Consider the following 11991-nt stretch of genomic DNA (forward strand, 5'->3'; position numbering starts at 1 on the left):
ATATCTATTACTACAATAATAAACGGATTAAAACAAAACTGGCCGGAAAAACTCCGGTTCAATACCGAAATCTTTCCGACCAGTTAGTTGCTTAAACTTCTCTCCAATTTTTGGGGTTCAGTTCATAGTGTCTTTTTTGTATAATGTAGATATATTCTAAAAGAATATAGAATAATATCACGATGACTCGCGACTATCTTCAATTGTTCCACGTATGCGCTCAACGACCGCTTGAGTTTTATCTCCCAGTTGCACACCAACTAGTGTGAACAAACTGTCCATAATGGTTAATTGCGCAATTAAGGATGACATTGATTCACTACGGATATTAACCTCCTCGGCTGCACTAGCTAAAGTTAGTGAAGCAAGCTTGGCTAATTCAGACTTGGGATGTCCGGTAATCGCAATAGTTTTAACATTGTTTGCTTGAAGTTGTCTAGTAATATTCAATGTACCATGATTACGACCAGAGTGTGAGATAACAATCGCAATATCTTGATCTGTCATATGAACGGCTTGCATTAACTGCACGTCATAGTCTGGATGTTGTTCAATATGTAAGGGCGTCCTTAAAAACTTATGATAACCGTTTAAAGCGACGATTGATGAGCCACCAATCCCAAATAAACCAACGTGATGAGCATTGATCAACCAGTCAGTTGCCAGTTGCCAATCTTCTGGTTTAATAAGGTTGACCGTTGCTTCCAAGGCGTTTTCAGCGCCGCTAAATACTTTTTGAACAATTTCGTTTTGATCATCAGTTTGGTCAATTTCACCGAAGAAACTATTTTCGGGAATGGGAAGGCTAGCTAAACTGAGTGAAAACTCTCGAAATGATCCAAAACCAACGCGCTTAACAAATCGGGAAACGGTTGCGGTTGATAGGCCCACTGCATTGGCCATTTCTTGAATGGTTAATGAACGTACTTCGGTAGGGTTTTGTAAGATGAATGCAGCGATTTTATTATCTGATCCAGTCAGTTGGTCGCGCATTGATCGTATTCGTGCAAATCCTGATTGTGCCATAATTTCTCCTTCTATGCTCTAATTATGGCACAAAATGACACAAACTCAAGCGAAATGAAAAGATTTTACAACAAAAAGCTTGCAATATGAAAAACTTTTGCATTATAATAAGAGTGTAGAAAAAACAAAAGAAAAAAGGGGTACAGACATGAAGTTCGCAATGATCGGCCTTGGTAAGATGGGCTTGAACTTGGTAAAGAATGCTGTTGACAATGGTCATGAGGCTGTTGCTTATGATTTGAGTGCAGACTCAGTAAAGGAAGCTGACTCATATTCAGACGCTGTTACTGGTGTTACTGATTTAGATGATATGTTGGCAGCTTTGCCATCACCAAAAGTAGTTTGGGTAATGGTTCCAGCTGGTAAGCCAACTAACTCAACAATCGATACATTGATCGAAAAGATGGATGCTGGCGATATCATCATTGATGGTGGAAACTCAAACTACAAGGATAACTTGGAGCAAAACAAGCGTACAACTGCTGCAGGTATCAAGTTCTTTGATGCTGGTACTTCAGGTGGTATGTCAGGTGCTCGTAACGGTGGAAACTTCATGATCGGTGGAGACGACGCTGAAGCATGGAAGACTATCGAGCCTTTGTTTGAAGGTATTGCTGAAAAAGATGGTTACCTATACACTGGTGAATTAGGTTCAGGTCACTACTTGAAGATGGTTCACAACGGGATTGAGTATGGTATGATGCAATCTATTGCCGAAGGTTTCGAAGTTTTGGAAGCCTCACAATACGATTACGACTATGAAGCCGTTGCTAAGTTGTGGAACCACGGATCAGTTATCCGCTCATGGTTGATGGAATTGGCTGAAGAGCAATTCTCAAATGATCCTAAGTTGGACAAGATTTCAGGTGTTATGCACTCATCTGGTGAAGGTAAGTGGACTATTGAAGAGTCATTGGACTTGCAAGTACCAGCACCTGTTATCGCTTTGTCATTGATGATGCGTTACCGTTCATTGCAAGAAGATACGTTTACTGGTAAGGTCGTATCAGCATTGCGTAACGGATTCGGTGGACATGCTATGGACGCTGCAAAGTAATTTTTACCTTGCTAGACCTATAAAATATTTTTGATTGTGAAAGTGGAGACTGGGACATGAACAATGTGCCGGTCTCTTTTTTTGCTGTACTAGCGTATAATAGTAGTATTAACCTAGAGGAGTTATCATGAAATATACACTAACAATTGATGTATCTTTGTTGTCAGTTAAAACGACATTGATTGATGAAAATAATGCACAGCGTCAACATGAACTGCCATTGGCAACGACTGATGCAGAACGTGCAACGATTACACCAGACCAAATTTATAACCAGACGCTTGCAGCCATTAAAGAGGCCAATAAGCTGTTGTTAGATAGCCCAGCTGCCAAAGTTGAAGAGATTATTTTTTCAGAAATTTCTCTTGATGGTTTAATGCCACTTGATAAGGACTTTGCACCATTAATGCCCGTTATTTATGGTAAAGATACGCAAAAATATGTTGATGCTTTAACGATGAATGGTGTCACTGGTCAACTACAACGTAAAATGGGCTTATCGCTTTTGGATACGACGCCGTTTGTCTTAATTTTATGGTTAAAAAACGAACGACCAGATATCTATGAGCAAGCAGTGCATTATATGAGTTTGCAAAGCTACATTATTTACCGTTTATTTGGTAAAAACATTATTTCGCGAGCTTATGCTGCACGAACAGGGTTATATGACTTAGTAACTGATGAATGGGATACACAAGCATTGGCACTATCAGGACTGACTACGGCGGCTCTACCTGAAGTGACTAATTTTTCCGACGAGATGTTTGCACTTTCTGATGAAATTGCGACCCGAACAGGGATTAGCGTTCTTACAACATTTCACCTTAAATAAAGTATGCTATAATAATTAATGTTATCGGGGATGCAGTTGGCTAAGGGGTGATGTCCTAGGGCCGCCTTTATGGAAGGTGCAATGCCTTGCTGTCCGATAATGGTTTTGTTGAGGTTGTGAAGGAGCCTCAACAAGGCGGAAGGTGTTCTAAGAAGGGATTCTTAGGACAAAAGGGGATTGTTAATGGGGTGGTGCCCGTTAACATGATATGGTGAAAACGTATAAGCGGTACGTGGTGGTCCGCTTATACACAAAGAGGCCTGCACTCATTTAGTGAGAGAGGCCTCTTTTTCTTTTACGCTTGATTGTTCAATTCTATAAAAATTATGCTATAATCGTTTTATCGTGTATGACAATTAGTAGAAGAATTGGTGGACATTCAGAGAATTAGTGGTGGCTGTGAACTAATCAAACCAATTAACGAATTACAGTCAGTAGAACGCATGAACGAAGTCCTCACGCTACGAGGTTATAAGTGGTCACATATAAGTGGCAATTTAGGTGGTACCGCGTTTAACAGCGCCCTAATCAAGGTTAATTTCTTGATTAGGGTGCTTTTTATTTTAATCAAGAATTTCAATGATTCATACATAAAAAAGTTGGAGGAAAGAGAAATGGCAGCAGATATTTTAAATGAATTAGCTTGGCGTGGAGCCATTAACCAAGTCACTGACGAAGATGGGTTACGTGACCTAGTTAGTAAAGAATCAATCGGACTTTACGTAGGTATTGATCCAACTGGTGATTCAATGCATATTGGTCACTTGATTCCCTTTATGATTCTAAAGAGATTCCAATTAGTTGGTCATCATCCTGTTATCGTTGTCGGTGGTGGAACTGGAACGATTGGTGATCCTTCTGGAAAGAAATCTGAACGTAAATTGCTATCACAAGAAGATGTGGCAGCTAACGTGGAGAAAATTCGTGCCCAGATGGTGAAACTATTTGGTGAGAACGAATTTACAATCGTTAACAATTACGACTGGTTAGGCCAAATGTCATTGTTAGGCATGCTTCGTGATTACGGGAAATTATTCTCTATAAACAGTATGTTGGCGAAAGATGTGGTCGCTTCGCGTTTGGATGCTGGTATTTCGTTTACTGAATTTACTTACCAAATTTTGCAAGCGATTGATTTCTACGAACTATATAAGCGTGAGCATGTACGCCTACAAATTGGTGGTTCTGACCAATGGGGAAATATTACTAATGGTGTTGATTTGATCCACAAACTTGTTGATAGCGAAGCACCTGCATTTGGGTTGACTGTCCCATTGTTGCTGAAGGCTGACGGTACAAAGTTTGGTAAGACTGAAGGTGGTGCTGTATGGTTGGATCCTGCTAAGACGACGCCATTTGAATTCTACCAATTCTGGTTGAACACAGCTGATGCTGATGTTGAAAAAATGTTAAAGTACTTCACGTTCATCTCACAGGATGAAATTTCTGAATTAGTCGCAGAACTTGCTGAAAATGCTTCTGCACGTCATGCGCAACGTCGTCTAGCCCAAGAGGTCACGACATTTGTCCATGGTGAAGAAGCTATGCATACAGCAGAAGTCATGGCGAATGTTTTGTTTGGTAACGCTGATGTTGCAGCATTGTCAACTGACGAAGTTGCTGTTTTAGCTGGCAATGTACCAACATTTGAAATCGCAGCTGATGAAATTGGCTTGCTCGATTTGGTTGTTGCAGCCGGATTAGAAAAGTCAAAGACCGCTGCTCGTCGTTCAGTTAAAGATGGTGCTGTTCGTATTAACGGTGTGCAAATTAAGGAAGAAGATGCTGTCATTAACCCTGCTGACAAGTATGACGGTAAGTATGTCATTGTTAAACGAGGCAAGAAGAAGTGGGCCGTTGCAGTCGTTAAGTAATGCAAGAGTGAGACAAAAGACGTTTTGAGTTCGAATGTAACGTGGTTTGCGACATTTTTGGCCGTAGCAAAGCGAAGGCCAGGAATGTCGTAAATTCGTTACATTGAGGACTCAGTCTTTTAGAACACGTTTAAGCAAGAGTGAGACAAAAGACGTTTTGAGTTCGAATGTAACGTGGTTTGCAGCAGATTTTAACACATTTGTAGCATATACAAGTTTATAATTAATATATGCTAAGCAAAAACGGGTGGAACAGTATTTCTGTTCCACCCGTTTTATTATTTTCTAAATTAATCCTTGTGCTGTCATTGCCTCGGCAACCTTTTCAAAGCCAGCAATATTAGCGCCAGCTTGGTAATCTTTATCTAAGTGATACTTTTATCAGCGGCTTCTGATTGGGCGAAAATATCTTCCATAATTTCTTTAAGATAGTTATCAACCTGTTCAAATGTCCATGATAAGCGCTCGCTGTTTTGGCTCATTTCAAGTGCTGAAACGGCAACTCCACCGGCATTGGCGGCCTTACCAGGACCATATAAAATACCATTTTCTTGGTAAACGTTAATAGCGGCAGCGTTACTTGGCATATTAGCGCCTTCACAAATATATTTTGCACCATCGCGAGCAATTAGTTCAGCTTGTTTCTGGTCGATTTCATTTTGCGTTGCACAAGGCAAAGCAACATCGTATTTAATATCTAGATCCCAAACTGAACCTTCATGATACTCGGCTGTTGATACTCGTTTTGCGTATTCTGCGATACGACCACGTTCAACTTCTTTGATTTGTTTGACAATTTTATAGTCAATACCGTGTGGATCATAGATATAACCATTTGAGTCAGAAACAGTTACAACTTTGGCACCTAGTTCTTCAGCTTTTTGAGTAGCGTAGATAGCAACATTTCCGGCACCAGAAATTTTAATGGTTTTACCAGCGAGTGAATCACCTTGGGCTTTAATCATGGCGTTTGTGTAATATAGTAAACCAAATCCAGTTGCCTCAGTACGGGCAAGACTACCACCGAATGTTAGTCCTTTACCCGTTAACACACCGTTTTGATAGCCTTGGATACGTTTATAGGCACCAAAAAGATAACCAATTTCACGAGCACCTACGCCGATATCACCAGCTGGAATATCTAAATCTGGGCCAATATGGCGTTGTAACTCAGTCATAAAGCTTTGACAGAAACGCATAACTTCGGCATCTGATTTACCCTTAGGATCGAAATCACTACCACCTTTAGCCCACCAATTGGTAGTCCAGTTAAGCTGTTCTTTAAAATTTGTTCAAAACCTAAGAATTTAACAATGCTTAAGTTTACAGTTGGGTGTAGACGCAAGCCACCTTTGTATGGACCAATTGCAGAATTGAATTGTACACGGAAACCACGATTGACATGGAACTTACCATCATCAGATTCCCATGGGACACGGAATTGAATGACACGTTCTGGCTCAACCAAACGTGCTAGAAGGTTATCATCCACATACTGGGGGTTTGCGGTTAGAGTTGGTTCTAAACTATCTAAAACAGCAAATACTGCTTCCTGAAATTCAGTTTCATTGGGATCGCGACGTTGAATGTCGTTTTTGATAGCATTGATATATTCTTTTACATTACTCAAAAGGATGCCTACTTTCTTTTTTATTTTGAGATGTTTATCACGTTAGGTAACATGATAGCAGTATTTTAATTAAAAATCTCTATGTTTAATTAAAAAAGTTTCATGAGAGTGATTTGAAATGTTATGTGGTTGTACGATACGCGTTGTTATGACTTGTCATTCATGGTTACACGAGTTTTCTCAACATGTTCATCCATAGCGGTAAGATAAAGTTAATACAGCTGATTAATGATAAATGACGTAAAAGCGTATGCCAGTTTTTAATTGACTGTGTTTTTGTGACTGTTTTCATGATATGTTCACCAATTGTGGCTGAAGTTAAAGCGGGAATGATTCCCCAAATTACCAAATTGCTAATAAGGTTAATGGTTGCTAAATGATTTGGGAAAATATTGTGTAGTAAGATGCAACTTATCACGTTTAAGCCAATATTTAGTGTAAATGACATCGTTTGACGTACAAAAGTTATCCGATTTTGATTACCAATAGACCGCATCATTCGTTGCCGAGATGGTAGTATGCTACTAAGTAGAGGGACAAAAAACCATCCTAAGATACCACCAAGCGTATTTAAAATGAGATCATCAACATCAAATAAACGATATGGACGAGCATAGATATGATAAAGACCCGTTAATTGCGTGATTTCGAAAAAAGAAGTTAATGTGACGGTTAATAATAATGTCATTGCTAATGACTTTTTATAATACAAACGTAAGTAAATACCAAATGGCATCGTTAGAATAATATTGAGAATAACTTGGCTAACCGTTGTGTCACGTAAACCAGTAATTAAACGACCGCCGTGCATGATGGGATTATTGGTAAGAAACGATTTGACTATTTTTAACGGATCAAGATTCATAGTCGGATAATCAATCGTGATTAAATGCTGGATATACTTTTCCGAAGGCAATGGAAAATTAACAACGAAGAAGGCACTTGTCAGATAGAAAATAAAGCTAAATGTTATTAGAGTATGCCAAAGTGTCACTTGCCCATAGCGATGATATTGATACAACGTAAAGGGGAAATATAGTATCAGACAGATCAGTGGGAACACAACGATTGCATCTAGCAGTGGTTCTTTAAATACACTCATAATGGCACCTCCTTATATATTATTGTTGTAGTAATTATTAGTCCTTGATTCTAGCTGTAAAACTTAAAAAATAAATTAAGACGCTGGAAATAGGCGAGGGATTGTAGAAACAAATGAGACAAAATGGTTGATTATTAAAATGAAATTAAAATAAAGTGTTGACATTCAAATTTTTAGGTGCATAATATAAAACATCAAATAAAAGAACGAGGATAAAAACGATGACAAAAAGCATGATGAACAACACAAACAATGCGTTATTACGCGGCTTAATTTTAGACTTGATTATTATCAACTAAAAGGGTCGTGCAATTTGTGTCGGCCTTATAAGGGCCGACTAGTTTATCACTGGATTGTTATTCGTGAACCGCTAGTTAGGATTTTTCCAACTAGCGGTTTTTTTGTATCTTCAGTCCCAAAAGAAAAAGGAGTAGGGTTATGACGCAAGGACAAGAACAAGAAAAGAAGTTGACAACAAAGGATTATGTTTTCCTTGTTTCACAAGGTGTTTCAAATACTGTGTTGGTATTTCTAGGAATCGGTTTGCTAGTTAATACAGTTGGAACCACCATTCATTGGGATGCGTTGGTACAAGTTGGTGATATCGCTCAAAAATTGTTGGCACCCGCTTTGGGGATGGCAATTGCCGTGATGATGCGAACATCAACGCTGGTAATTGGCTCAACAATGATTGCTTCAACTGTTGGTGCTAATAGTATTTACTTTACATCTGATGTGGCCGCTCACACGACGACGGCTACTGGTTGGATTGCTGCCCAAGACGCTGGTTCGCAAATTATGACGGCCGGTCAACCAGTATCAGCGGTTTTGGCAGGTATTATCGCCGCTATGTTGGGTAAGTGGATGACTGGTAAGACGCCGTTGGATATGGTATTGGTACCATTTGCGGTGACTATGGTTGGTTCAATTGCTGGACTGGGCTTGGCATCAGTCACAACACCAGCGCTAAACTGGGTCAGTGGTGTGCTAGGACACACGATGCAAGTTAATCCAGTGCTTGGTTCATTGGTTGTTTCACTTTCTTGGTTTATTTTCTTGATGACGCCGGCTTCATCAGCTGCCTTGGCCATCGCCGTTCAGCTGGATCCAATGTCATCGGGAGCTGCCTTGATTGGTACAACAGTTGCCTTCGTTTCATTCACAGCTATGTCATTTAACCAAAATACCATCGGTGGTAACATCGCCCAAGGTTTGGTTACACCTAAGGTACAATTCGCTAATTTGCTAAAGCGTCCAATCCTAGCAGTGGGACCGGCTGCCATTGCCATGGTTACCGCAGTTATTGCCGTTGTTGGCTTTGACTTTAAAGTGCCATACGCCCTAGCTGGTTTGGGACTAAATTCATTGATTGCACCACTATGGTTGGCTGCTCACAACATGTCAGGTTTGATTTCACTAATCGTCTTTGGTGTAGTTATCCCAGGAATCCTTTCTTGGGCATACTACCGTTTCCTACGCATTATCGGCCAAACACGCGTACAAGACCTACGTTTGCGTGAAGTATAAGTAATGAATTAGTTGCGAAAGATTTATTAATCATTCATACTCAAAGAGGCTATCTTGACTATTTAGTAGATAGTTGATATTCTTACTATAAATAAGTGAAAGAGGGCATGAACATGGATTTTTATCAACCTGAATTAAATGATGATGAAACAATTCGCCAAGAAATTGCAAAGCCTGGTAAGCAAGTGATGTTTTTACAAGCTGATTGGTGTGGTGACTGCAAAGCTATCAAGCCTTTTGTTGCCGATATTAAAAAGGGTGTGACTTCAGCAGGTATCAATTGGTTTGATGCTGATCGTGATGCTAACTTAGCTATTGCACAAGAACAAGGATTGAAGGGTATTCCAGCCTTTGTTCTGTTTGAAGATGGTAAACAAGTTGATCATATTGGAAATGGTGAGCGTTTGAACCCACAACAAGTGATGGACTGGTTAGCTGAAACTGTCTAAAGTTAAGATTCTCTCATAAATTGATTGACAAGATGTGTAGTCCTTTGTATGATGTTGACAATTGAATTTTAAGAGATTCTATGATGAGAAAAGTAATGTTATTAATCCAATATAGAAAGCACTTGGTTGATGGAAAAGTGTTTGGAAGTAGCTTGAAAATGAGCTCTGAGAACGATAATTAGTGAAAGCTGTTATCACGGTAGGAACCGTTATCTTCCCTAGTTTTTAGTCAAACTAAAGAGATCTATTTGGCAACAGATAGATAAATTTGGGTGGTAACACGAGACATCGTCCCTAATAAGAACAGAACGTTCTTATTAGGGACTTTTTTATTTGGAGGATGAAAAATGACAGAACAAACAACAGCAACCCCATTACTTTCGCAATTATTGACTTCATGGATTACAGGCGAGGAGTCGGAAAGCTTCCCATTAGCTAATTTATCTAACGCCGCAGCAATCTTATATGAAAACTTAGCAACGGTAAATTGGGCAGGCTTTTATTTATACGATCAAGAAAAGGATGAATTGATTTTAGGACCATTCTTGGGCAAACCAGCAGTTGTTCGGATTAAGCCAGGTTCAGGAGTTGTTGGCCAAGCATACGAAAACCAAGCAACAACGGTCGTTGATGATGTCCATCAACATGCTGGCCATATTGCTTGTGATTCGGCATCAAATGCTGAAATTGTCGTGCCATTGACCCGCGAAAATGGCGAAAAGTTAGGGGTTATTGATATTGATTCGACGACATTTAATCGATTTACAGAGCAAGATCGTACTGATTTAGAACATTTTGCGCAAACATTGTTACCATATATTTAATAAAAATTTGCAATAATAGTAGTAGATAATATTTTGTGAAGGGATGGTATGAAAGCAGTGAGTGAAGTAAAACAATATGATGTGGCAATCGTTGGTGCAGGACCAGCCGGTTTAGCAGCAGCCCATCAATTACATGATGCAGGTAAAAACGTTGTTGTGATTGAAAAGTATTTATGGGGTGGTACGTGTCCTAATTATGGCTGTGACCCTAAGAAAATTTTGTTTGGTGCGGTTGAAGCGAAAGAAGCGACTGAATTTTTATCAGGTTCAGGAATAGACGGTCAGGTCAACATCAATTGGTCAGATTTAATGGCACGTAAGAACCAATACACCAATGGTATTTCTACAGGAACTGAACAATCATTGACCGCAAGTGATATTGACCATGTTGCTGGTGAAGCCAGCTTTATTGATGAACAAACAGCGGTGATTAGTCGTCATGGCCAAGAGATTGCAACTGTTTTCGCAACCGACTGGGTTCTTGCAGTTGGACAACGACCAGCACAGTTATCATTTCCAGGTGCAGAACTAACAGTTGATTCTGAACAGTTTCTAAGTTTGCCAGAACTACCAGATGAAGTGGTTATCATTGGCGGTGGCTTTGTGGCAATTGAGTTTGCGTCAATTGCGGCAGCTGCTGGTGCCAAAGTGAGTTTGGTTGTTCGTGGCGACCGCTTACTAAAATCATTTGATGAAAAGATGGTTGATTCATTGATGGACCAATTAGATGATCGTGGCGTACAAATGTATTTTGGTACGGAAGTCACTGAAATTACGTCAGCTGATAATGGATTAGAAGCAACATTGAGCTTTGGTAATACTTTGTCAGCTGGACTGATTGTCCGCGCGGCTGGTCGTGTTGGTAACCACGACACACTAGGTTTAGAAAATGCCCATGTGCAGTTTTCAGAGCAGGGTATCTTAGTGGATCATTATTTGCGTACAAGTAATCCGCATGTGTATGCAGTAGGTGATGTGGCTAATTCACCAGTTCCTAAAATTACACCACTGGCATCATTTGAGTCACAACATGTAGCAAATGAAATTTTGGCTGAGGAACAAGCAATTTCTTATCCAGCTATGCCAGTTGTTGTATATGGTACGCCAAAGTTAGCTCAAACAGGTGTGACAACTGAAACAGCTGATACGGATCGTTATACCGTCAATGATTTAGATATTACTAGTTGGTATACTTCTTATCGCCAAGGAGAACCAGCAGCCCGTGTAAAAACGGTTATCAATGAGGATGGTCAGATTGTCGGTGCATCTGTGTTAAGTAGTCACGCTGATGAATTAATTAATTATTTGTCATCAGCAATTAATCAAGGCTTGACCAAAGAGACAGTATCGCAACAGTTGACTGCTTATCCATCAGTTGCTTCGGATTTGACTTATTTCTTTTAATGAAGAGCGAGTCAAAAGTCGTTTTGAAGCCGGTGTGTAACGCGTTTGTGCTGTAAAATTTACAGGCGGATAATTAACATATCTTTAACACAAAAAGGGTTGGAACATTTTTGTTCCTGAACTGAACCCCAAAAATTGAAGAGAAGTTTAAGCAACTAACTGGTCGGAAAGATTTCGGTATTGAACCGGAGTTTTTCCGGCCAGTTTTGTTTTAATCCGTTTATTATTGTAGTAATAGATATAATTATTGACGGCAGACTTCAGCT

Annotated in this window: 12 protein-coding genes, 1 pseudogene and 1 other annotated feature; of the genes and pseudogenes, 8 read left to right on the forward strand and 5 right to left on the reverse strand. The window is 39.7% G+C overall.

Annotation, left to right across the window (positions count from 1 at the left end; genetic code table 11):
* Positions 1-2: 2 nt before the first annotated feature.
* Positions 3-95 carry an IS3 family transposase gene (locus tag NGR58_RS09145; protein ID WP_407077141.1) on the forward strand — a complete coding sequence of 31 codons (93 nt, stop codon included), beginning with the start codon at positions 3-5 and terminating at the stop codon, positions 93-95.
* Positions 96-177: 82 nt separating this feature from the next.
* Here NGR58_RS09145 and NGR58_RS09150 read toward each other — a convergent pair whose 3' ends face one another.
* On the reverse strand, positions 178-1026 hold the full coding sequence (locus tag NGR58_RS09150) for a MurR/RpiR family transcriptional regulator (protein ID WP_258089210.1): 849 nt from the start codon (positions 1024-1026) through the stop codon (positions 178-180).
* Positions 1027-1174: 148 nt separating this feature from the next.
* Between NGR58_RS09150 and gnd the strand changes: the two genes are divergently transcribed.
* The 3 genes from gnd to tyrS all read left to right on the forward strand — a co-directional run bounded on the left by gnd (position 1175) and on the right by tyrS (position 4789).
* Positions 1175-2083, forward strand: coding sequence for a phosphogluconate dehydrogenase (NAD(+)-dependent, decarboxylating) (gene gnd, locus NGR58_RS09155; RefSeq protein ID WP_075268891.1), 909 nt, complete (start codon positions 1175-1177; stop codon positions 2081-2083).
* Positions 2084-2210: 127 nt separating this feature from the next.
* Positions 2211-2915 carry an FGGY family carbohydrate kinase gene (locus tag NGR58_RS09160; RefSeq protein ID WP_258089211.1) on the forward strand — a complete coding sequence of 235 codons (705 nt, stop codon included), beginning with the start codon at positions 2211-2213 and terminating at the stop codon, positions 2913-2915.
* A 614-nt stretch (positions 2916-3529) separates the two neighbouring features.
* Complete coding sequence (gene tyrS, locus NGR58_RS09165; RefSeq protein ID WP_258089212.1) at positions 3530-4789, forward strand: tyrosine--tRNA ligase; 1260 nt, start codon at positions 3530-3532, stop codon at positions 4787-4789.
* A gap of 365 nt (positions 4790-5154) precedes the next feature.
* Here the strand turns inward: tyrS and NGR58_RS10305 are convergent, their stop codons facing one another.
* The 3 genes and pseudogenes from NGR58_RS10305 to NGR58_RS09175 all read right to left on the reverse strand — a co-directional run bounded on the left by NGR58_RS10305 (position 5155) and on the right by NGR58_RS09175 (position 7521).
* The gene (locus tag NGR58_RS10305; protein WP_407077157.1) at positions 5155-5754 is read right to left on the reverse strand and encodes a dehydrogenase family protein; all 600 of its coding nucleotides are present in this window, start codon (positions 5752-5754) and stop codon (positions 5155-5157) included.
* Positions 5755-5925: 171 nt separating this feature from the next.
* Positions 5926-6281 (reverse strand): annotated as a pseudogene (locus NGR58_RS10310) (Glu/Leu/Phe/Val dehydrogenase dimerization domain-containing protein); the annotation flags it as partial.
* A gap of 304 nt (positions 6282-6585) precedes the next feature.
* Positions 6586-7521: a VanZ family protein gene (locus NGR58_RS09175; RefSeq protein WP_258089213.1), complete on the reverse strand. Its 936-nt coding sequence runs from the start codon at positions 7519-7521 to the stop codon at positions 6586-6588.
* A gap of 438 nt (positions 7522-7959) precedes the next feature.
* On the opposite strand from NGR58_RS09175, the gene NGR58_RS09180 reads away from it, so the two are divergent.
* The 4 genes from NGR58_RS09180 (at position 7960) to NGR58_RS09195 (ending at position 11725) form a co-directional block, all read left to right on the forward strand.
* Positions 7960-9048, forward strand: a complete 1089-nt coding sequence (locus NGR58_RS09180) for a PTS transporter subunit IIC (protein WP_258089214.1) — start codon at positions 7960-7962, stop codon at positions 9046-9048.
* Between the two features lie 113 nt (positions 9049-9161).
* The gene (locus NGR58_RS09185) at positions 9162-9497 is read left to right on the forward strand and encodes a thioredoxin family protein (RefSeq protein WP_258089215.1); all 336 of its coding nucleotides are present in this window, start codon (positions 9162-9164) and stop codon (positions 9495-9497) included.
* A gap of 71 nt (positions 9498-9568) precedes the next feature.
* Positions 9569-9796: a binding site (T-box leader), on the forward strand.
* 48 nt (positions 9797-9844) lie between these two features.
* Positions 9845-10321, forward strand: coding sequence for a GAF domain-containing protein (locus NGR58_RS09190; RefSeq protein WP_258089216.1), 477 nt, complete (start codon positions 9845-9847; stop codon positions 10319-10321).
* Positions 10322-10369: 48 nt separating this feature from the next.
* Positions 10370-11725 carry a dihydrolipoyl dehydrogenase family protein gene (locus NGR58_RS09195; protein ID WP_258089217.1) on the forward strand — a complete coding sequence of 452 codons (1356 nt, stop codon included), beginning with the start codon at positions 10370-10372 and terminating at the stop codon, positions 11723-11725.
* 147 nt (positions 11726-11872) lie between these two features.
* Here the strand turns inward: NGR58_RS09195 and NGR58_RS09200 are convergent, their stop codons facing one another.
* On the reverse strand, positions 11873-11989 hold the full coding sequence (locus tag NGR58_RS09200) for an IS3 family transposase (protein ID WP_407077158.1): 117 nt from the start codon (positions 11987-11989) through the stop codon (positions 11873-11875).
* Positions 11990-11991: the final 2 nt, after the last annotated feature.

The sequence above is a fragment of the Weissella fangxianensis genome, assembly GCF_024718545.1.
GTDB lineage: Bacteria > Bacillota > Bacilli > Lactobacillales > Lactobacillaceae > Weissella > Weissella fangxianensis.

What these genes read in the sequence shown, in the direction of transcription:
- NGR58_RS09150 (WP_258089210.1), bottom strand. Translation starts at nt 1,026, where the DNA reads ATGGCACAATCAGGATTTGCACGAATACGATCAATGCGCGACCAACTG.
- gnd (WP_075268891.1), top strand. Translation starts at nt 1,175, where the DNA reads ATGAAGTTCGCAATGATCGGCCTTGGTAAGATGGGCTTGAACTTGGTA.
- NGR58_RS09160 (WP_258089211.1), top strand. Translation starts at nt 2,211, where the DNA reads ATGAAATATACACTAACAATTGATGTATCTTTGTTGTCAGTTAAAACG.
- tyrS (WP_258089212.1), top strand. Translation starts at nt 3,530, where the DNA reads ATGGCAGCAGATATTTTAAATGAATTAGCTTGGCGTGGAGCCATTAAC.
- NGR58_RS10305 (WP_407077157.1), bottom strand. Translation starts at nt 5,754, where the DNA reads ATGATTAAAGCCCAAGGTGATTCACTCGCTGGTAAAACCATTAAAATT.
- NGR58_RS09175 (WP_258089213.1), bottom strand. Translation starts at nt 7,521, where the DNA reads ATGAGTGTATTTAAAGAACCACTGCTAGATGCAATCGTTGTGTTCCCA.
- NGR58_RS09180 (WP_258089214.1), top strand. Translation starts at nt 7,960, where the DNA reads ATGACGCAAGGACAAGAACAAGAAAAGAAGTTGACAACAAAGGATTAT.
- NGR58_RS09185 (WP_258089215.1), top strand. Translation starts at nt 9,162, where the DNA reads ATGGATTTTTATCAACCTGAATTAAATGATGATGAAACAATTCGCCAA.
- NGR58_RS09190 (WP_258089216.1), top strand. Translation starts at nt 9,845, where the DNA reads ATGACAGAACAAACAACAGCAACCCCATTACTTTCGCAATTATTGACT.
- NGR58_RS09195 (WP_258089217.1), top strand. Translation starts at nt 10,370, where the DNA reads ATGAAAGCAGTGAGTGAAGTAAAACAATATGATGTGGCAATCGTTGGT.